Below are 22185 nucleotides of genomic sequence, written 5' to 3'. Positions count from 1 at the left end.
CCCGTATTACGTATCCAATACGTATGAACTCTTGGCAAGGTTGGCATATCGAGAAGCCCATTGCGCAGCTGTAAGGTGAACGGTTTTAACCTCGCACTGATCTTTTTTGCATTGAGAAACAAAGACAACATCCACCCACCCCTTCCCACATAGTACGCAGCTCCATACATTTCCACATATATCCAAGTATCCAGAGTGTGCAAGGGTACAATCCTGTCTTGATTGATACGTTTGTAAGATTGATGTGGCACACTCAAGTAACTCAGTCTGCTCGTAGCGTGTGCTCACCTCACCAGACTCGGTAGCCACTTTTGACAGTCCTGGTAAATCATTAAGCATGGTGTGGTTACCAGATGGCAGCGTCAGATTGTATTTTTGAGTAGGAGCACTCTTGTTACTAACTGAATCTTTTGTGCCTGTATGGTTATTGGGATGAGCGGCATTAACATATCCAAAAACCACTATAAAACAGACTAAACCTATCAATAAAATACCAGCTACAACCCGTCGCTTGTGCTTAAAAAACCGAGTTGTCATAGCGAATTAATGCCTTGTGAAATAGCATCCCAAAGCTGTGTAACCTTATCTTTAAACGACAAGATTGCCACAATAGCAATGACTACCAACACACCTACCAAAATAGCGTACTCGGTAGTACCTTGAGCCTCTTTTTCATCGCGTATCATTGTTATCGTGTGTAGCAGTGTGGTATATCCACGAGCTGCTACTGCCAACATACGTACTTGCATAGAAATCTCCTTCTATAGACTTCCTGACGCTGCACTGAGCAACGGTCCTAAAATTGCCAACAACATTGCAGGTACAATGAGCGTTCCTAATGGAATAAGCATCTTAATAGGCACTTTTTCTACCCGCTCTTCTAAGGCATTTCTTTGTTCTTCTCGAATGAGTTCTGCTTGAGCAGCCAAGGTATGCGCCAGTGGGGTACCAAACCGCAGTGCTTCATCTACCGTATGTGCAAAGCGAGTAAACGATTGTAAATGCAACTCTTTTGCCAGTGACTGAAGCGCTTCTGCACGACTTTGCTCTCCTATTTGCCAACTCAACAAAGATCTACGTAAGCGCATAGCTAAATCGGTATTGAACTTAGAGCAATACAACTCAAGCGATGCATCAAATGACATCCCCGCCGATAATCCCAAGTTAAGAATGTCGAGAAACACAGGAAAATGAGTCAGGCACTCCGTTTGCGCTTTACTAAGCTCTGCTCGTTTTTGTATGTTTTGCACCAAAGGTAGGTTTTGCCACCAAACAACCAGTAGAAAAAGTTTATTGCTTTGTTTGTTGTGCACGAGACCTGATTGCATTTTCGTTCTTTGCATAACAACAAATGACCAGGCAAACCCTACAGCTAAACATCCTGCAAGCAAGACCAGCTCATGCGCGTTCATTGTGAGATTCCTTGCATCAACTTCTTGATAATGAGCAATGCAATTCCATCAAGTATCAAAGAAATTGCCACACATACCACGCCTTGAATCGTAAAAAGTCCCTGCCGAAAGTCTTGTGAAATTGCCGATAGCACGCAGAGCATCAAAAAAGGAAGACCACAAACAATCTTGACCGAAAGACGCGCCTGAGCTGTCTTGGTGCGAAGCAGCCGGGCTAGCTTTTCTCGTTGCTCTACCATGCGCGAGGAGGTAGCTAAGATCTCTCCAAGGGGGCTGCCTGTTCTTTGAGAAATCTCCAAAGCAATAGCTAACAATTCCCCACCTGGTACTGAAATCGACTCATTAAGCTGTAACAACACTTCTTGCATAGGCATACCGCAACGTAGAGAAAGCGCTGCTACTGAAAAAGATTGAGAAAGAGTTCCTTTTGCATGGGTGCCAATGTATTCCATAGCCTGGAACAAGGTCTTTCCAGAACGCAAGGCAATGGACAACGATCGTAGGATTTCAGGCATTTCTTGTTGCACACTTTGCAGGGTATCCTGCTTTTTTTGATGCGAAAGCCATAATGCAGACCCAAACACGGCTGCAATCATAAAGAAGGGAGCAAGGAAAACACCAAAGACGAAACAAAATAAGACGCAGACTATGCAGCTCAAAAGTATATGCACTGCCGCTGCATTCAAAAGGTTTAATGAAAGACCATAAGCCTCTCCCACCCGCTGTATTTTTTCAAAGCTCGCTGCAAAGAAATCCTGCCGAGAAAACCAAGTAACTGCAGATGTTTTACTCAAAGCATATACGACAGCGGGTAGACGCTGCGCAGCGAGCGTATGCACATTGGAACTTATAGAACCCTTTGGCACACAAACAAAAACTCCTACGCCAGTTATAACTAACGCGCTTGCAAGCATGATTGCTTCCACGCTTCCACCTCCTTATAAGAAAGTCTTCCTTCCTCCACGCACTTCTGGATGAACGCTGGTACATAAAGCAAGTGCCAGCTGTGACTGGACAAGTCATAGGAAATAAAATCGCGCGCTTGTATGCCACGAGCAGCATCTCTAAAAACCTCTGCCGCAGAAGTAATGACACGAGAGCCATCAGGCAGACGTGCAGACATAACGATAAGATCGAGCGCTGTTGCTACCTGCTCTTCTATGACATCTACAGGCAAGTTCATACCAAAACGAGCCATAAGCACTAAACGCAAAAGTGCTTCTTGGGCAGTGCCTGCATGCAGTGTGGTAAGTGAGCCATCATGCCCTGTATTCATGGCCTGAAGCATGTCAATACACTCTTCGCCACGCACCTCTCCCACCACAATACGATCTGGGCGCATACGCAGTGCATTTTTTACCAAATCGCGAATGGTAATTTGGCCGGTTCCCTCTAAAGAGGACTCACGTACTTCTAATCTAATAACATGCGGATGCGTATCAAAACGTAGCTCAGCCGAATCCTCAATGGTGATAATACGTTCTGCTGGATCAATCTCACAGGACAGCGCGTTAAGCAAGGTTGTTTTTCCTGAACCTGTACCACCTGCAACAGCAATATCCTTGCGGCAGCTCACCGCCCATGACAATAGCTGTGCATACCAACCAGGCAAAGAGCCCAACTGAACCAACTCACGTAAGGAGGTAATCCTGTCAGAAAACTTGCGAATAGTTAGAATGGGTCCATCAAGAGCAACGGGCTTATTGACCACATTAACGCGATAGCCATTAGCTAGGCGCGCATTAACAATCTGATTTTGCTCATCTAAGCGACGACCTAACGGTGCCAAGATGCGATCCACTACCATCAGTATTTGCTCGTCAGATTCAAACACACGCTTTGCAGCATACATCTGACCTTCTCGCTCAAAAAACAATGCGCTTGGACCATTAACCATAACCTCGGTTACACTTGCATCATCCAGCAATGGCTGCAGGGGGCCTAGCCCCAAAATCTCATCAAGCACCTCTTTAATGAGCTGTGATTGGTTTTTGGGCGTAACACCTTCATAAGAATGTGTATTCAAAATGGTTTGACAGGCAACACCAAGCTCGTTATAGGCTGTACCAACATTTGACTCTTGGGCAATACGCGAGATGGTTGATAAGCCCATCGTAGCAATCAACTGTTCTTTAAGCTGCCTGCGCAGTTCATCTTTTGTTTGCTGCTCCTCTTGACCAGAAGAAGATACATCAACGCTCTGAGTTTTTTGTACACGCGCAAGCAGGGACATTAGCCTGCCTCCCTCATACGTGCAAAGAAACCTTTAGGCTTTTGAGTAAAACTTGCCGTAGACGCCTTTTGTGCATCTTCATTTTGGGGAAGACAACCAAGCTCAGACAGTACTTTCGCTAAGCAAATTTTGGTAGTGCGCATAAACGCGCCGCCTGATTGCATTATATGAGCTGCATGTCCCGTACTAAAAAGCTCGGGAATCTCTGCTCCGCCATCAGCCACACGTAATAAACGAGCAGCCTCTAAACCAATATCTGCTCGATATAAATGATGTTCATTCTTACTACTAACATCACTTCTACTGGATACGCGCATAATACGAGTACGCGCTACCCCTAAACGAACTGCTAAAGCAGCACATCTAGACATGGCACCCACTGCCCCATAGCGATCATCAGAAACAAGCAGCAAGCGATCACACAGCTGTGCAGCTAAACCAACGCAGTCAGTCCACAAGGTTGACGTATCCACCAACACCAGATCGTACGTATTGGAAAGTGAAATCAATAAATTGTTAATAAGCGGAGCTACGGTCTCTGCCAATTCTGGTTTAGAACAGGGACCCCATAACGTAATGTTTTCTTCTACTTTGGTGCCTGCTGCCAACACATCATCAATCTTTGTTTGTTTCACAAATCGCGCTAAATCGGTTCCCTGCTGCATGCCAAACATGCTAAACAAATTGCCCGAACCAAGATCAAGATCAACTAACGCAACCTTCAGCCCCCAACGCGCAGCATGTAAAGCACTTGCACAAATTAAAGTTGATTTTCCAACACCTCCACGACCAGAAGCCACAACTACAATAGGCGCACAACCCTTTTTGCGGACACTGGTTGGCGCAGGCGCTGACATATTTTGCGAGGGCTTTTGATGTATGGGTTTTTCAATTGCTGGCTCATCTAAATCACCTGCAAGCTCGCTGGGGAAATCGACAGCATCCTGAGCCTGCAACTCCTTTGCTTGTTTCGCTGCTGCCACTTCCCCAGCACGTATCTTCAGGTCTTCTAGACTATACACACGTGCAATACCCGCGCGCACAGCTCGAGACCTCAAAGATCCAGATGGCTTTTTGCCAACCAAAACAACTTCATCTGCATACCCATCGCGCACCAATGCCGCAGCAACATTGATTGCTGTTGGATCATTAACCTCTGGCCCCACTACCGCAGAAGCACGATGAGGTGCTTGTTCAAGTAATCTCTGACGCATAGTATGCGGACAAGGTTCATCAATAATCAAAGCATGAGGGTGCAAAGCACGCGTTGCAGATAAGATTTCATCTTTATATCTTTTACCAGTGCAGACAAACCAAATACGAGCCATCATGTTCCCTATCTTTTTGTGAACAACTGTTAAGGTATGGATTACTCAGCATTGCTGTCTTGCTGTTCAGTAACATCACAAGCAGCAACAGAATCTGGAGCTTCTTTTTTCTTATCAGGCAAGGAAGAGACGTCTTCCGCGGGTACCACTAAACGCAACTGGCCTGTTGCGCTTATCGATAAGATCTTCTCTACATCTGCAACAGGAACTGCAAGCGTAAGCACTGATGATTGACTTTGCTGCTTAGATCCCGATGCCAAAATTAATACATTTGCCGAGATAAGCGATGTACCTGAATCATTTGTTGCATACGCAGCAACACTTGTGCCTGGCAAGGTAGCAGCAGAAATACCAATTTTGTCCGACAAAGGAATGCTGATAGCAACCATGCCCTTAGGCACTTCAATGCCAGAACCAGCTTCTCTAAAATTGAACTCAGAGAGCGGAGCACCTGCACAAATAGGAACGGTTAGCGTCTTACCAATAATGGAATTTGCATCGGTAATAGCTCCTTGTGGCACTAATTCCGCCACCCAATCACGCATTTGAATATCGCTTGAATCGATTACTTTGCCAGCTTCAATCGTATTTGTTGCAACAGCAACCTGTGCGATTTCTCCTCCGTATTTAGACAGCACTTCTGAGCGCATAGCTTGTGCCTGCGCTTTAACAGACTGGGCATACGACAAAAACAATATGCCAACAAGTACCGCGCACGCTACCGAGAAAACAATCCTGAATTTTAGTGACATAGCTACTCCGCACATCGAATCCAACCAGTGATTCAAATTGTGCGGGAACTCACATCTATAGACGCAAGAAAATAAAGAAAGTCAGATGTGAGCTATCAGCAATCAAACAACTATCCAACTATCGGCCAATGGCAAGTATCTAACATCAAACAATCGCTGATAAACACCAGATACCCAGCCACTAACCTGCAACAAAAAAGCCACCAAACAAACAATCTGGCTCTGCTTAACTGTTATTTAAGCGTTATAACACGATGTCTGGATCGAGCGTTTGCCTAGATGAACGCATCTCTGCCGCCAAAGCAAGATATGCGGCTAGACGCTCTGGACAATACTCACCTGCAGCCGCATGAGACAAAACTTCACATCCTGGCTCATGCGTATGCGTACAATCTCTAAACTTACAGCCCTGAGCTGCAGAAGCAATCTCTGGAAAAGCCAGCGACAAACCGCGTTCATGTCCTACAAGGGGAAGACTTCTCAAACCAGGTGCATCCACAATAATGCCAGCACCAGGGATTTGTACCATTCGTCGCGTAACTGTTGTGTGACGGCCCGCATCATCCGAGCTACGCACGGCACCCGTCTCAAGAATCTCTTTACCAAGCAGCGCATTGAGTAAGGTAGATTTACCTGCACCAGATTCCCCTAGCACAATTGCTGTAGTCTGAGGAGCAACCAGTGCTGTAACTGATTCAATTCCCCAACTCACCTGCGCGGGAACTGCCATGGTATGTACATAAGCCTTCAAAGATGCAGCCTCATTAAAGTTAGAATCCGTATTTTTTGCCGCACCTTCGCGACCAGCTTGTGTACCAGCACTTGTAACCACAATGGGTACCTCTACACCAACAACAGCAGCGAGTTTATGCAACTGCTCTGCCAGCTGCATGGGACTAATACAGCGGTCTGCCTTGGTAAGCACAATCGCAGCACGTGCACCACAATCACGTGCAACAACCACAGAGCGAGCAATACGATTAACATCCAAGCCACGCTCAGAAAGCGCCTGAGCAATAAGCACCAAATCAACGTTAGCAGCCAGTGTCTGATGTTCTCCACGGCTATTTCCACGCCAGCGAGCCACATCACTTACGCGAGGTAAAATCGCCTCAATCACACCCATATCATGCATCTGTGGGCGGCGTACTACTACCCAATCACCCACTGCTGCATGGGTATTTGTGTTACGAGATAACACCACAGAATACTCAGCTCTAAAAACAGCATCTGCGCAGGAAATAGCAGGGAACCCACGATCAAGCCTCACCACACAGCCCAAGTGATACTCCGCAAGCTCAACGTTATTCTCGGCAGAAAGCTGAGCAGACGTATGCATAAAGGCAGTGCGTTGTATATCAGAAAGTGGCAGTGCATCAAATGTTGGCACATCCAACAATGAAGAAAGCGCCGGCAGGGACATATGCTCCCTACCGGCACTCTTACGATTGCGACTATGTTTACCTTTTTGTGCCATATGCACTAAGTGTAACGGTTCTGTTAGCACTTGTCCTTATCAACCGCGCGCATAATTGCCTTTTGCACCTCTACAATGGGGATGATAAGAACAGCAAGCAGCATTGCGGTGAGGTACTCTGCAAAACCAATCTCGGCAAAACCAAATGCATGAGCCAGTGGTGTCTCGATAACCACAAAGGTAAGCAACAATGCCATGGCAAACGAACACCATAGCCAAAGATTTTGCTTCTTAAGCGTAAAGATAGACTGACGACGACTGCGCATGTTAAGCGAGTGAAACATCTCAACCATAGATAACGTCAAGAAAGCCATGGTCATGCCCTCAACACCAGCAGCAGGATTGGCAAGTACCTGGGAAATGTCTAACGTACCGTACTCGTACCAATGGCCAATAAAATAACTTACCAGTGTAAGCAAAGCAATAACGGTACCCTGAACCACTGTGTCAATACCCATACCGTTGGAGAAAATACCATCTTTAGCATCACGAGGCTTACGCTTCATAATGCCAGGCTCTGCCTCCTCAGTTGCCATAGCAAGTGCAGGCAAAGAGTCTGTAATAAGATTAATCCACAGCAGATGGGTAGGCTCCAAAATGGTAAAGCCAATAAGCGAGGCTATAAATACCGAAATAACCTCTGCAAGGTTAGAAGACAGCAAGAACTGAATGCACTTACGAATATTGTCGTAAATGCGACGACCCTCTTCTACTGCGCCAATGATGGTAGCAAAGTTGTCATCCGCCAAAACCATGTCCGCAACATTTTTGGTAACGTCCGTACCGGTAATGCCCATGCCAATACCAATATCAGCGCGCTTGATGGAAGGTGCATCATTCACGCCGTCTCCGGTCATACCAACAATCTTGCCTTGCTTTTTCCAAGCATCAACAATGCGTACCTTATGTTCTGGCTGAACACGTGCATATACACCATAGTTTCCAATAGTCTGAGCAAGCTCCTCATCAGAAATGCGATCAAGGTCTGCACCAGAAATTGCCTGTGCACGCTCGGAAATAACACCAAGCTCCTTGGCAATAGCAACGGCAGTATCAATGTGGTCACCCGTAATCATAACAACACGGATACCAGCAGACTTAGCCTCTGCAACTGCATCTTTAACCTCAGGACGAACGGGGTCAATCATGCCGGACAAACCAACGAAGGTCAGATCATGCTCAAGATTTTCTGGGCTAAAATCACGAGGCTCTTCAGAACCCCAGTCACGACGAGCAGAAGCCATAACGCGCAGGGCTTTATCTGCCATTGCCTTATTGGACTCCATAATGCGAGCACGCAGCTCATCGGTCATGTCCACAATGCCCTCTGCCGATAAGTACTTGGTGCAGCGCGCTAATACAACATCAGGGCCACCCTTGGTATGCTGCATAAAGCCATCTTTGCCGCGCACAACAACAGACATCATTTTGCGGCCAGAATCAAAAGGAGCCTCGCCCACACGAGGACGAGAAGCGCTCAAGAGCTCGGTAGTAAAGCCAGCTTGAGCTGCATCCGCAACCAGCGCTGCCTCTGTGGGTTCACCTACTGCGATATTCTCGGCAGCATCCCATTTGGCATCAGATGCCAATGCCATCGTACGAATGTGTGCGGTCTTGTTATCGGTAAAGTGCTCTACCACTGTCATCTTGTTTTGTGTAAGCGTGCCAGTTTTATCAGAGCAAATAATTTGTGTGCTACCCAGCGTCTCTACTGCAGAAAGCTTACGAATAATAGCGTTTTGCTGGCTCATCTTAGTTACGCCAAGAGAAAGCACGATGGTTACAACAGCAACCAGACCTTCAGGGATTGCAGCAACTGCCAAAGAAACAGCAATCATAAAGGTGTTAAGCATAAGATTAATGTTGCCAAAGAAGCCCGTGCCGTACTTAAACAGGCCCGTAAGGAACACGACAACAGAAACACCAATGACCAAAAGAGTAAGGATATGAGAAAGCTCGGACAGCTTAATTTGCAAAGGTGTTTGACCGTCCTCTGCCTTGGCCAATGCATCTGCAATCTTGCCCATCTCGGTATCCATAGCCGTGGCAACCACAACAGCACGACCACGACCAAACACAACGGTTGAGCCCATGTAACACATGTTTTTGCGATCGCCTAAAGGAACATCATCTGCTCCCTCATCCAGCGCAATGGTATGAGCATGTTTGGTTACTGGCACAGACTCGCCCGTAAGAGCAGCTTCCTCAATCTTCATAGAGGCAGATTCCAAAATGCGACAATCTGCCGGAACAGAGTCACCTGCCTCCAAAATGACTATGTCACCCACCACAAGTTCGGATGAAGGCACCACTACCTGTACACCATCACGAATAACCTTACTTGTAGCAGCAGCCATTTCTTGCAAAGCTGCAAGGGCCTCCTCTGCCTTGGCCTCCTGTACAACACCAAGCACCGAGTTAAGGATAACAACGAACAAAATAATAATGACGTCTGCAAAATCTGCGGAACCCTTGTATAGGCCTTCTAATGCAGAAATTAATGCCGCAATAAGCAGCATAATAATCATGGGGTCAGCCATTTGCGAAAAGAAGCGCTTCCACAGTGGATCTTTTTTTGCTTCCTTAAGCTTATTGGGGCCATTTTCCTGCAAACGCTGATTTGCAACGCCTGCACCCAAGCCCTCAAGCTCGCTTACGCCAACCTCCTTAAGCACATCTTGAGCGTCTACAAGATACTCCCTCATGTGTCCCTCCTTGATCGGGCTGTGGCTCTATAAAACCACGTTACTCCACACTCGTTTGTTTGATGCCCGATCATAATTCCCCGTTTTTGGGGCAAGGGCTCACCAAGCTAAAATTGAGTGCCTTAAACGCTGTATTTTAGCAAATAAAAACGGGTTTCTCGACAGGATTTGAAGCCTATCGAGAAACCCTTGTATACAAGCAAGCGCCTTCAACAAGGCGTTTGCTGTAGCTATTTATTTTTGTACGTGCATGCCACCAATAAAGGTATCAACCACCATAAGATCCGCATCCAAGACGTTAAAGTCTGCAGAACGACCTGGCAACATCATGCCGCAAATGTCATCAATGCCTGCAGATTTTGCTGCCACCTCACTTGCCATACGAATGCCCTGCTCGGCCGTGACAATATTCCAATCCACTACGTTGCGCACCGCTTGATCCAACGTCAAAACAGAGCCCGCAATACTGCCCAACGTACCATCAGCAAGCTTGAGACGTGCCAAACCACCTGTGAGGCGAATGGGGAAATCACCCAAGAAGTAATCGCCCGCAGGCATGCCACCACAGCGCAAGCAATCAGAAACCAAAACCACGTGCTCCCAACCACGGGCACGCACAAGAGCTTGAATAGCACCAGGTAATACATGCATACCATCACAGATAATCTCTGCGTAGGTAGCAGAGGTGGTCATGGCACAACCAACCAAGCCAGGATTGCGATGATTCAAACCACTCATACCGTTATACGTATGCACAAATGCCGTAGCGCCAGCTGCAACAGCAGCCATACCCTGCTCGTAGGTAGCATCAGAGTGTCCCAGCGCCACTACAACACCCATTTCGTGCAACGTAGCACAATATTGAGTGGAGCCATCACGCTCGGGAGCAAGAGCACTTTTACAAATCAGACCATGTGCAGCTTCCTGCCAATCGCAAAACAAATCTACGTCTGGATCACACATGTTATCTGGGTTTTGAGCCCCCTTGTGTTTCTCTGTAAAGAACGGACCCTCCAGATAAATGCCATCTATATTGGCACCCATAAAGTCATCCGCACGCGCCTCCACTGCCTCGCGCACCGTAGCACAGGCAGCCTTAATCTGATCTGCAGGCTGCGTAAGTGTAGTAGCAACCCATGACGTTGTGCCATGCTTTGCCAGCTCCACGCTTGCCTCGTTAAGACCATCTACATCACAGTCCATAACATCATGACCAGCAAAACCATGAATATGCGTATCCACATAACCGGGAGCAACCCAACAGCCAGAATAATCCAGCACGTCTGCCCCCTCAGGAAGCTCAGATACAATCTCGCCAAACAGGCCGTCAATAACCTCCAAATAACCTTCGGATACTACGCAGCCAGGAAGAACAAATTTACTTGCTTTAACAAAATAGCTACTCATTACAGCCGTCCTTTTGTAGGCCTGATAAAGCACCAATACATCTGTAATTCTACTCATTTATTCGTAAGTTACACAGTAATAAGTTACCCAGTAATAACTACTATCCAAAAAAGCGACTACACTAGAGTGTACCTTTGTACAATTAGATACACCCTTCTCGCACTCTTGCGATGACATAAGAAAGGACTGCGCATGAAAATTTTAGTCTTTGGTGCCAAGAGTTATGACATCGAATCCTTCAATAATGAACTCATCAACTATCCCGATATAGAACTGGAGTACACTGAGTCCAACCTCACTCCTATGACAGCCCCGCTATCAAGTGGCTACGATGGTGTCTGTGCGTTTGTTAATGACAACCTATCCGCCATGACGCTAGAAATCCTCAGTGGTCTGGGCGTACAACTCATCTTGATGCGTTGTGCAGGCTTTGATGTAGTCAATGTTGCATACGCAAAAAAGCTGGGTATGACCATTACCCGCGTTCCCGCCTATTCCCCCGAGGCTATAGCAGAGCATGCCATGGGCCTGGCACTCACAGCAAACAGGCGTATACACCGTGGTTACAATCGTGTTCGCGAGAATGACTTCTCGTTGGTAGGTCTTGTAGGAGAAACGCTTTATGGTAAAACCGCTGGCATTATTGGCACGGGCAGAATCGGTGCTGCACTGTGCCGTATTTGCAAGGGTTTTGGCATGACCGTTTTAGGCTCTGACCCTTACCCCAACCAAAAGCTCATTCATGAAGAGCACGTCATTGATGAGTACGTATCTAACAAAGAGCTTTTTGCGCGCGCAGATCTTATCTCTTTGCATGCGTTTCTTAACGAAGAAAGCTATCACATGATCAATGATGTCAGCATTGCCAGCATGAAGGATGGTGTGATTTTTATTAACACAGGCCGTGGCGGTTTGGTAGACACTCACGCACTTATACGTGGCATTTTGTCTGGCAAGATTGGCGCCGCAGGCTTAGATGTGTATGAAGAAGAAAACCCCAACGTATACCGCGATCGTACGGATGAGATTTTTAATTCACCAACGGCACAGCTTTGCTCGTTTCCTAACGTAGTAATTACCAGCCATCAGGCATTCTTTACGAAGGAAGCATTGGCTCAAATTGCACATACCACCTTGGCAAACGCACGAGCTTACGCCGGCGATAAGAACTTTATTGAGCACAGTGTTGTTTGCTAGTTATACTTTGATGCCCATTTATAGTTCTGAGCGCGGTATACTTTTTTGTAACTACATGTTTAAAACGTATGCAACACCGTCACAAGTGGCCTTGTACCACAAAGAAAGGAAGAGCTGTGACCAGCAAGAAAACTAAAATTGTTTGCACTATGGGCCCCTCTACAGAGGATGAGAACGTCTTGCGTGAGCTTATTCGCAATGGCATGAACGTTGCTCGTTTTAATTTCTCCCACGGCTCTCATGACTATCATCGTGCTGGTGTAGAGCGCGTCCGTAAAATTGCTGCAGAACTTGGTGTTCCTGTAGCCATTATGCTGGACACCAAAGGTCCCGAGGTGCGTACGGGCGAGCTTGAGAATCACGAGAAGGTCACGCTTACCACCGGTGATGAAGTTGTTATTACTACTGATGATGGCGTTGTTGGTAATGCCAAGCGTTTCTCGCTTGACTACAAAAATCTTCCTAACGAGGTAGTTCCTGGATCCATCATTCTTATTGATGACGGCCTGATTGGCCTTGAGGTTGTTTCTGTAGATGGCAATGATATGCACTGCATTGTAAACAACGGTGGTGAACTGGGTGAGCGCAAAGGCGTTAACCTGCCTAATGTTGAAGTTGGCCTTCCTGCAGTTACTGAGCGCGACCGTGCTGACATCATTTTTGGTTGTGAGGTTGGCATTGATGCAATTGCTGCTTCCTTTATTCGTGATGCAGCAGGCGTAAATGAAATTCGTGCCATTTGTGCCGAGCAAGGTGCAGAACGCATCTCCGTATACCCCAAGATTGAGTGCGCACAGGGCGTTAAAAACTTCGACGAGATTCTAGAAGCTTCTTCTGGCATCATGGTTGCCCGCGGTGACTTAGGTGTAGAGGTCCCTGCAGCTGAAGTTCCCCACATTCAAAAGACCATTATTAGCAAGTGCAATCAGGCTTATAAACCTGTTATTACTGCAACACAGATGCTTGACTCCATGATTCGTAACCCTCGCCCCACCCGTGCAGAGGTTAACGATGTAGCAAACGCAATCTATGATGGTACTGACTGTGTCATGCTTTCCGGTGAGACCGCAGCTGGTAAATATCCTATCGATGCTGTTAAAACCATGGCATCCATTGCCACGGAAACCGAGAAATACCTCAAAGAGCGCAATACCTACTTTGACCGTGGTGGCGTAAAGAATGTTAATGGCGCTATTGGCTTTGCTGCTGTTACCACCGCTGAGCGCGTTGGTGCTACCTGCATTATTGCCCCCACAGCATCTGGTCGTACTGCTCGTTTAATTTCTGACTTCCGTCCCAAACTTCCTTTGTACGCCTTTACGCCTTCCGAGAAGACCTATCGCAAGTGCTCCTTCTATTGGGGTGTAAAGTGCTTTGTAACTGAGGATTCCGATAACTTTAACGGCACCATAGAGATTGCCCTTAAAGAAGCTAAGAATCTTGACCTAGTCAAAAAGGGTGATTTGGTTGTTATCACCGCTGGTGATCCCAAGACCTCTCCTGTTCAGGGTGACTACTCCACTTCCACCAACATGGTTATGGTCTGCCAGGTTAACTAGGGTTTGCCATACATGTAACTAGCGCACCAACGCATGCATGTAGCCTACTATCAAATGACGGTAGGCTACATTTTTACTATCTTTTTTGGAAGATGTTCAGATATGTTTAGGCAGTCTGCACAACTTCTGACGCAGAACTTTTGTGGATACACAAAGCTTCAATACAAAAATTAAGTAACAAACCTGCTGCAATTACCATACCACCTATAAGCGTGGCACCAGACTGCACATTACCCATAAGCGCATCAAGCAGAGCCCCCATGCCTACCTGCCCAATAAAGGTTAAGAGTGTTAAACGGAATGCAGGCACTTTAGGCACCGTAATATTGCATAACAAAATTACCGTTACACCGAGCGCTCCGCCCAGATACATCCAAACAGAACCAAGTTGTCCAGCAGCTACCTGTGGTAACGACGCGCCAGTAAAGCCAAACGCCAGCAGCAACGTAAGCGGCAAGCCAGTAATGTGAGCAACAAACGAGCTGCGCAGCACACTTGTTTGCTGAGCAAGACGAGCATTCACCATGCGAGAAAGGACAACGGTTACGCCCGCACTCAAAGACAATACAATGGCAACCAACGCAGATGCTCCAACTGAAGTATCCATCATAAGAAAAATGCCAGCAAAGCTACACACAAGACCAGGAAGCTGCTTACCAGAGAATGGACGTTTGGGACAATCAAATAATCCAAAGTGGTCAATAACGCACGAAGTAAGCGTTTGCCCCAGCAGGCCCAGCGCAATAAGACTTGTCACACTGATTTTGCCAAACGCAAAGTTTTGAAATACGGTAGTGATTAAGCCAATAGCACCACCCAAATATATCCAAACGGGACCCTGTCCAAAAATGGGTCTCTGTTCTTTTTCCATCTTACATAGCGCAAAGGCAACAAGACTACCTACGCAGTAAATAATAACTGCCGCCCAAAACGCACCATAGAGATTTGTTAAATTCCCGTTTATGGCAATCATTACCGATAAAACCACGCCGGTAAGCACAGATAAAAAGATACACATGTTGCTCCTTCCCGCCCTTACCTTAACGATGCAGTACTATAGATAGATAGGACATATGTCATACTAAAAAGAACAACACGTAGTCTCTCCACAAGTTGAGGTATATACCATGAAAACTAGGTGTCTTACCCAATTACAACAGGAAGCAATGGCGGCATATGGATTATCAAAAATTGATCTGACCAACTGCTGCCGCACACTATACAGCCCTGGAGAAGCCATAATTAACGAAGGAGACGTGTTTACGAGCTTTTGGCTGGTCACAAAAGGACGCGCAAAGGCATTTAGACTAGGTAATAATGGTAAAACGCTCATTGTAAGCTGGTATATCTCTAGTGGTGTTATTGGAGACATTGAGCTCATGAGCAATGCACCTCAAGCAAAAACTACGGTAAGCGCTATCACGCAGCTGGAATGTATTCAACTCCCCTATTCCCTATGCCAAAAGGAACTAACGCATAATATTGTATTCTCTAACAAATTGGGTAGTGGTCTTGCTCGTAAACTAGCAAGCTCTGCAGATTCCTACGTTTCATCCGCGCTCTACACGGGAAAGCAGCGCCTTTGCGCCTACATTATCAACAATGAAAACGCGGGGATTTTCTCTGACACGCTCACTGAAGTTTCTGCTTCTATTGGTATGAGTTACCGACATATGTTTCGTCTACTAGAGGAGCTTTGTAATCAAAATATTCTTCATCGAGAAAACCAAGGGTTTAGCATTATTAACAGAACCGCCCTTGAACGCGCTATACAAAAGTGATTGATTAATTACTTTCACATTTTTTAGATATGATAGCTACATTTACTTATACATTTACTTACTAAATTGTTTCTGTTCAATTAGTACGATACTTTTATGAGTATATTGGTTTCGTTCTTTCAATCTAGGAGCTATAGCTATATGTCAATCAGTGAAGAAACAATAGTTGATTTTGATGGAGCGACTCCTCAGAAACAAACTGGGCCTGTAAACTCGCCAAATATCACTGCCAACATCAAAAGAAATAACCTCAGCAAAGATTCCATTAGGATTATCTATACACCCACACCAACCGCAATTAGTACCTTCTTTTTCATTCAGCGGGTTGGTTACTATGAAGCAAGTAATGGCTTTATTCGCACTTCTCCTCATTTAGAGGGGTATAACATTTTTTTAACCACATCTGGATCGGGCTATTTTGATTTTGACGGTCAGCATCATGTTTTGCGCTCGGGAGATATAGTATGGCTTGACTGTAAAAAAGACTACACCATAGGTGTAGAAGATGAATCTTGGAATTACTACTGGATACAATTTAACGGCAACTCTGCTCGTGGTTACTATAAAGAATTTACGAAATACGGAAACAACTATACTCATGTAAATAACTTAGAAAGATTCAAGCATCTATTTGAGGTAATGCTTAACCTTGCAAAAAGCTCGTCAATTCGTAGAGAGATATTGGCTAACGACTCCATTGTACATATCATGACACTATTGCTTGAGAATAGAGTTGATTCAAGCCTTACGCTCAATTCAGTTCCTGAATACATTCGACAATCAATTAATTATCTTAATTGGAACTATACCAATAAAGTGAATTTAGATGATTTATCTGAACAGGTTGGAGTAAGTAAGTTTCATCTTTCTCGAAACTTCAAACGATATGTCGGTGTAAACATCAGTGAATACCTAAATGCAAATAGGATGCGATACGCACGTGATTTGCTAAAGTATACGGATTACTCAATTAAATCTATAGCACAGCTATGCGGCATACCTCAACCCAGCCATTTTTCCGCGCTATTTAAAGAGTTAGAAGGATATACCCCTCTTCAATATCGAAAAAAGTGGGAGGCAACTGGCTATTTTGAAGAAAATGAACCAAACCCTTAATACAGGAGGTATTTAAAGCAGTAACGCATACCATCTGTACAAAAACCGCTCACCATTTAAATGGTGAGCGGTCACAATGGAGAGATGACACAAAACCCTGCTATTTGATTTAAGAATTAGCTATTGAGCTCTTTCTTAATCTCAACATTACGAGCAGACATTTCCTTCATAAGCCATACAAAGCCTACAAGCCAAACAATTAAGACAATAATCCCAACAGGCTTGAGAGAGAGGCCATTTGCAATTGCCCAACGGAAATCAGGGCACTCAAGCGTAGACCAAGTAATGGAGGGATTGGAACCCATATTTGCAAGCGCGTCTGGAGAATACTGCTGTGCAAGCTGAGTACATGCAGGAGCAAATGAAGAAGCAACAAGCAAATAAACAGGAGTCGTAATGAGGCCAAGAATGAACATCTTTACAAGGTTGCCAGATGCGATAAAGAGCGCAGGAACAGCAACACAGATATTCACAATACCAGCAAATGGCAAAACGGTATTTCCAGCTGGGGCAAGAGCAACAGCAAGAACGATCTCAAATGGAATCAAAAGAATCGTAAGAACCCAAAGCTCATTAGAACCTGCAACAATAGGCCAGTCAAGACCAATGTAGAGTTCACGACCGTCATTAAACTTATTCTTCATCCAATCACCAACAGCATCAGAGATTGGAGAAAGAGCCTGCATGAAAAGCTTAGAAACCATTGGGAAAAGCTGCATTGCAGTAGCAGCCTGGATACCAAGCGTAAGAGCAGCTTGAAGCTCTCCATAAGCAACAAAGCCAAGTACAATACCAATAAGGAGACCCATTACAGCGTTCTCACCAAAAATACCAAGCTTATTGCGAAGCCACTTAGCATCATAATTCTGATTTTCAATAGCAGGAATCTTCTCGAGAAGCTTCTCAAAAGGAAGCATGAAAACTGCTGTGAAAGTCATAGAGTGAGGAACTGTAACACCCGGAATACCAGTTAATTTCTCCACAGTAGGTGCCCAAGCGTCACCAATCTTAAGACCAATAATTGCCATAAGACCTGCACCAACAAATGCAAGGACCATTGACACAACAGGGGTCATGCCGGCAGAAGTGCATGCAAAGTTAATGAGAACGGCTGTCAAAAGCAAATTCCAGACGTTCCAAAGATCAACATTAAGAGTATTGGTCTTATTGGTAACCAACATAACGATGTTGATAACAATAAGTAGTGGGAAACAAAGAACACCAAAAGGCCAGGCCCATGCAATTGCCGACATAGCTGGCCAACCAGTATCAATTGAAGTCAATACGATACCAGTTTTAGTTGCGAGGCCCTCTGCTGCAGGCTGAATTGCACCCGTCATAAAACCAGTCAAAACATTCATGCCTGTAAAAGCTACGCCAAGAGTAAGTGCAGCGATAAAAGCCTCGCCTGGCTTCATCTTAACCGCAAGGCCAAGAATGAACATAATCAATGGAACGAAGACTGCAGCTCCGAACCCAAGGATGTAATTAACGACATTTAGTAAAACATCCATTGAGAACTCCCTTCAAATCATTAAACATTGTTTGGCGTGCTCTCTCCTGCACGTGGTGCTGGCACTTCACCATGTATGCACAATATTAACACAAATAAAGAATTAATAGCTAATAAATATCTATCAAAACGAATTTTTTAGTGCTTTAATTCAAATAAATGAATTAAAGCACTATTTATACTACATTTTTGAACTAGATATTTAGATAGCCCTTACGAGGAGTAATACCCCACATGTCAGCAAGCTCCATCAGCTCAGCATCATTAATACCGCCGTTAAACTTGCCAGTACGAATAATCTCAAGATATACACCACAAAGCTTGTCAACAGATTCAAGCAAACCAAAGGCATCGTGCAAGGATTTGCCTGCTGAAAATACACCGTGATACTGCCAGATAACAAACTTACGATCCTTCATCTTTTCAAGCGTTAAATCAGCAATATTTTGTGTACCGCAAGCACAATATGGCACCATACCAATGCCCTCAGGAAATAAGAAAAGTGCCTCTGGAATTAAACGCCAAAGTGCAAGGGTAAACTCACGCTCATCCGTAGGACCAACATGCGTCATTGCTAAAACATTTGTCGCATGATTATGCATAACCACACGCTGTTCAGAATCAATTGCCAAACGAGCAGCATGTGTAGCAATATGGGCAGGGAATTCTGAGGTAGGCTTATTGTCATGCTCAAGGCCAAAAGCAATTTCGTAATAATCGCCTTCCTCAGGAATATATACAATTCCAATCAAATCATCAGGATTATCGCGAAGCTCACGGAAATATGACCCACTAGCAGTTGTAAGAATATACTTACCGCGAACAGCATCAGGTATTTGCAATTCTACTTTACGCCCAGAACCAATGGTATAGTTAAGCGAAGTTGCTTCATCTTCAGTCAAAATATAAGTGATATTGCCCCCATTAGCTTCATCCCAATTTTTATCCCACATTAGGTATGCAAGTTCTTGAACTTCCTTTGTTGCGCTAATTTCTTTCCAGTCAGTCGCCATTTTCTCTCCTTAGTTGTAGCAACGGATTGAAACTTTTACTCTGATTGATTTGTCTGCAATACCTCTTGCCGACGAATAAAATCAGCTTTTTCTTTTTCACGATATTCTTCGACCGTTAAACCACTTTTAGCTGCGACTTTTTCATACTCACGGGTAAGAGCAACTTCATAATCAATACCCTCTTTAATGGAAAGCCGTTTTGCACGCTTTTCACGACGCTGACGTAAACGTTCGTCACGCATAGCAGCCATGATTTCATTGCGCTGTTCAGTAGTCATGCCGTCTTTACCAAAACCAAAGCGCTGTCTGTATTCAGCAACCTGCATGTTGTAGTCATGCAAAATAAAATCTTTGCCATAGCGTTCAACAAAAATACCAATGGCCAATGCTCCTACTCCTAGAAGAATATTTGAGGTAAAGAAGCTTGCAATTAGCAGTAAAGCCTCCACGATAATAAAGATCAACCAACCAGCTTTTGAAATATTGAACTTATTATCAGGTTCTACATGAGCTTCTTCCCACCGCTTTTTAGAAGCTTTGCCAGGGAAAATTTGTTTTTTTCTACTTTTAGACACTTTGGTCTTCCAAATTCTATGTAAAAACTAGCGCTTATTTACTTCATCAATAGCAGCAAGAAGCTTCTTAAGCTCAGCATCTTGTCCCATGCCAGTCAAAAAACACACGCCATTAAATACAGGAATGCCCCAGTCAGTATCTTCTTTAACAATGGAAATATAAATATCAGCATTCTTGATGTAATGCTTAAGAGATTTGATATCAACTGCTTCACACTCTGCATCTGCTCCTTCAGCCTTCAGAAGGCGTTGGACCTTTGATGCAACAGTCTGAGAAGTTGCAACGCCAGAACCGCAAGCAACAATAATACGAGCCGTCATAGTAATTCCTTTCTCGACATTACGTCAAAACTCATGGCCCAATATGGCCGATTACACCTAATAGCTTAATGAACTTATATCATTCTGGTAATACGGACTTGATACACAATGCCATAGAAACAGCTCCGGCATCTGGAGTACCTAAACTCCGCTCAGCAGCAGGACGAGCACGCCCAACCTTAGGAACTAAGTTTGCAGTTGCTTGGGCAGATTCATCAGCCACAACAGATGCAGCAATCCATGCATCTTTAATGCTTAGATTCTTATCTGCAGATACTGCAAGAGATTCACCGAATGGAATTAGCACATCTAACATGGTTTTATCGCCACGTTTTGCTCCACCCAAAGAAAGCATTTTTTCATAGGCTACTTTTACAGCATTGGCAACCGTGTGGGTCGTGTATTCATCAGCAGTATCACCAATAACAGCACCTGCTGCTTGAAGGGCACTTCCCCACAACACACCAGATGTCCCACCAGCCTTTGCAGCCCATGCCTTTCCAGCTTCTTTCAAAACGGAACCTGCTGAAGCTCCCCTAGAGCGCGCCTCCCGAGCAGCTTCGAGTGCAAAGGAAGATCCTTTTACCATTCCACGACCATGATCTCCATCACCAGCAATACCATCAATCTTAGCCAACTCAGGTTCTGCATTTTCAATAGCTGCAGCCATACGACCAAAAGCATCTACTAAATAGTCAGCAGCAGCATTGGATGCCTCAGAACCTGCAACAAATGTTTCTACTACCTCAAACTGTTCTGCATAGACCTTGCGCTCGCCCGATGCCATGGAACTTGCACCTTTACGAAATGAAGCGGTATCTGCCGGAGCACTCCAATAAGTCTCCAATTCATCATCTAAATACTCAACAGCAAGCGCAATACCTTCCATGTCAAGAGAGGTTACATACTCGCCAACCAGAGGCTCTACTAGGGTATATCCCTTGTCTTCAAGAAGTTGGCGTACGGTACCCCACACAACAAAAAGTTCCTCATACTTAGTAGAACCAAGGCCATCAAGAATAACAGCAATGCGCTTAGAATCATCTGCAGGAGCTTCAGCAAGAACACGGTTAACTAAAACCTGAGCGACTTCCGCCGCAGGTTTAAGATTGTCCTCACCTACACCAGGCTCACCATGAATACCTTGGCCAACTTCCATTTTGCCAGATGGAACATGGAATAATGGCTCATTCGCACCAGGAAGCGTACAACCACGAAAACCCATAGACATAGTGCGCGTACGATCATTTGCCTTAGTGGTAATACGAACTAAATCATCAAAAGAAACTCCCGCAGCTGCAGCAGCACCAGCAGCTTTAAAGACCATAAAAGTACCTACATTACCACGACGCTTTTCAGTTTCTTCAGGAGAGGCAGACGCTACGTCATCGGTAATATAAAATGAACGAGCATCAATGCCTTCTTCGATAAGAATGTCACGCGCCATATTAAAATTCATTTTGTCGCCAGCATAATTACCGCCAACGATAAATAAACCACTACCTTGTTCAACAGCGCGCGCTACACCCAAAACATCATCAGTAGATGGAGAAGTAAAAACATTTCCGACGACCGTTGCATCCATAAAGCCATCGCCAATAATTCCACAAAAGGCCGGATAGTGACCAGAACCACCGCCATTAATAACAGCAATCTTGCCCTCAGGCATCTTTGTTGCACGGGCAACACCACCAGGTACCTCAACTACGTAGTCAGGATAAGCTGCAACATAACCACGAAGCATATCCTCACGAAAAGTTTTTGGGTCATTAAAAAGCATGTATACACTCCTTAGT

Annotated in this window: 20 protein-coding genes; 4 read left to right on the top strand and 16 right to left on the bottom strand. The window is 45.0% G+C overall.

From position 1 onward, the window contains the following. Positions 1-6: 6 nt before the first annotated feature. From SPD80_RS00720 to nagA, 10 genes are all read right to left on the bottom strand, one after another. Positions 7-537, bottom strand: a complete 531-nt coding sequence (locus SPD80_RS00720) for a hypothetical protein (protein WP_320828002.1) — start codon at positions 535-537, stop codon at positions 7-9. Next, entirely contained in the window at positions 534-749 is a 216-nt protein-coding gene (locus tag SPD80_RS00715; RefSeq protein ID WP_320605170.1) for a hypothetical protein, read from the bottom strand. Before SPD80_RS00715 ends, SPD80_RS00720 begins: the two co-directional genes overlap by 4 nt. Before the next feature lie 12 nt (positions 750-761). Continuing rightward, on the bottom strand, positions 762-1412 hold the full coding sequence (locus SPD80_RS00710) for a type II secretion system F family protein (protein ID WP_320828001.1): 651 nt from the start codon (positions 1410-1412) through the stop codon (positions 762-764). Further along, the gene (locus tag SPD80_RS00705) at positions 1409-2206 is read right to left on the bottom strand and encodes a type II secretion system F family protein (protein ID WP_320827999.1); all 798 of its coding nucleotides are present in this window, start codon (positions 2204-2206) and stop codon (positions 1409-1411) included. Before SPD80_RS00705 ends, SPD80_RS00710 begins: the two co-directional genes overlap by 4 nt. Before the next feature lie 101 nt (positions 2207-2307). Then, the gene (locus SPD80_RS00700; RefSeq protein WP_320827997.1) at positions 2308-3645 is read right to left on the bottom strand and encodes a CpaF family protein; all 1338 of its coding nucleotides are present in this window, start codon (positions 3643-3645) and stop codon (positions 2308-2310) included. Beyond that, a complete protein-coding gene (locus SPD80_RS00695; RefSeq protein WP_320827995.1) occupies positions 3645-4976 on the bottom strand; it encodes a MinD/ParA family protein in 1332 nt (443 codons plus the stop codon). The genes SPD80_RS00700 and SPD80_RS00695 overlap by 1 nt, the downstream gene beginning before the upstream one ends. 38 nt (positions 4977-5014) lie before the next feature. Next, positions 5015-5725, bottom strand: coding sequence for a Flp pilus assembly protein CpaB (cpaB, locus tag SPD80_RS00690; RefSeq protein WP_320827994.1), 711 nt, complete (start codon positions 5723-5725; stop codon positions 5015-5017). A 244-nt stretch (positions 5726-5969) separates the two neighbouring features. Beyond that, positions 5970-7148: a ribosome small subunit-dependent GTPase A gene (locus SPD80_RS00685; protein ID WP_320827992.1), complete on the bottom strand. Its 1179-nt coding sequence runs from the start codon at positions 7146-7148 to the stop codon at positions 5970-5972. Positions 7149-7225: 77 nt separating this feature from the next. Continuing rightward, positions 7226-9907 carry a cation-translocating P-type ATPase gene (locus SPD80_RS00680; protein WP_320827990.1) on the bottom strand — a complete coding sequence of 894 codons (2682 nt, stop codon included), beginning with the start codon at positions 9905-9907 and terminating at the stop codon, positions 7226-7228. Positions 9908-10141: 234 nt separating this feature from the next. Beyond that, positions 10142-11314 (bottom strand): N-acetylglucosamine-6-phosphate deacetylase, encoded by a 1173-nt coding sequence (nagA, locus tag SPD80_RS00675; RefSeq protein WP_320827988.1) that lies wholly within the window; start codon positions 11312-11314, stop codon positions 10142-10144. 192 nt (positions 11315-11506) lie between these two features. On the opposite strand from nagA, the gene SPD80_RS00670 reads away from it, so the two are divergent. After that, the gene (locus tag SPD80_RS00670; RefSeq protein WP_320605161.1) at positions 11507-12511 is read left to right on the top strand and encodes a 2-hydroxyacid dehydrogenase; all 1005 of its coding nucleotides are present in this window, start codon (positions 11507-11509) and stop codon (positions 12509-12511) included. A gap of 116 nt (positions 12512-12627) precedes the next feature. Continuing rightward, positions 12628-14070 (top strand): pyruvate kinase, encoded by a 1443-nt coding sequence (pyk, locus tag SPD80_RS00665; protein WP_320827987.1) that lies wholly within the window; start codon positions 12628-12630, stop codon positions 14068-14070. A 106-nt stretch (positions 14071-14176) separates the two neighbouring features. Here the strand turns inward: pyk and SPD80_RS00660 are convergent, their stop codons facing one another. Continuing rightward, positions 14177-15088 (bottom strand): DMT family transporter, encoded by a 912-nt coding sequence (locus SPD80_RS00660; protein ID WP_320827985.1) that lies wholly within the window; start codon positions 15086-15088, stop codon positions 14177-14179. A 109-nt stretch (positions 15089-15197) separates the two neighbouring features. On the opposite strand from SPD80_RS00660, the gene SPD80_RS00655 reads away from it, so the two are divergent. Continuing rightward, complete coding sequence (locus SPD80_RS00655) at positions 15198-15851, top strand: Crp/Fnr family transcriptional regulator (RefSeq protein WP_320827983.1); 654 nt, start codon at positions 15198-15200, stop codon at positions 15849-15851. A gap of 141 nt (positions 15852-15992) precedes the next feature. After that, positions 15993-16967, top strand: a complete 975-nt coding sequence (locus SPD80_RS00650; RefSeq protein WP_320827981.1) for an AraC family transcriptional regulator — start codon at positions 15993-15995, stop codon at positions 16965-16967. A gap of 116 nt (positions 16968-17083) precedes the next feature. Here SPD80_RS00650 and SPD80_RS00645 read toward each other — a convergent pair whose 3' ends face one another. The 5 genes from SPD80_RS00645 to SPD80_RS00625 all read right to left on the bottom strand — a co-directional run bounded on the left by SPD80_RS00645 (position 17084) and on the right by SPD80_RS00625 (position 22169). Then, complete coding sequence (locus SPD80_RS00645; RefSeq protein ID WP_320827979.1) at positions 17084-18481, bottom strand: PTS galactitol transporter subunit IIC; 1398 nt, start codon at positions 18479-18481, stop codon at positions 17084-17086. A 193-nt stretch (positions 18482-18674) separates the two neighbouring features. Continuing rightward, on the bottom strand, positions 18675-19493 hold the full coding sequence (rhaD, locus tag SPD80_RS00640; RefSeq protein ID WP_320827977.1) for a rhamnulose-1-phosphate aldolase: 819 nt from the start codon (positions 19491-19493) through the stop codon (positions 18675-18677). A 35-nt stretch (positions 19494-19528) separates the two neighbouring features. Then, a complete protein-coding gene (locus SPD80_RS00635) occupies positions 19529-20068 on the bottom strand; it encodes a hypothetical protein (protein WP_320827975.1) in 540 nt (179 codons plus the stop codon). A 27-nt stretch (positions 20069-20095) separates the two neighbouring features. Next, on the bottom strand, positions 20096-20389 hold the full coding sequence (locus tag SPD80_RS00630) for a PTS sugar transporter subunit IIB (RefSeq protein ID WP_028263332.1): 294 nt from the start codon (positions 20387-20389) through the stop codon (positions 20096-20098). A gap of 79 nt (positions 20390-20468) precedes the next feature. Then, positions 20469-22169, bottom strand: a complete 1701-nt coding sequence (locus SPD80_RS00625) for a dihydroxyacetone kinase family protein (protein WP_320827973.1) — start codon at positions 22167-22169, stop codon at positions 20469-20471. Positions 22170-22185: the final 16 nt, after the last annotated feature.

Origin of the sequence: Atopobium sp., from assembly GCF_034113385.1 — a bacterium.
Taxonomy (GTDB): domain Bacteria; phylum Actinomycetota; class Coriobacteriia; order Coriobacteriales; family Atopobiaceae; genus Atopobium.
The sequence above is the reverse complement of the archived record's forward strand: the minus strand, read 5'-3'. Positions and strand labels throughout refer to the sequence as shown.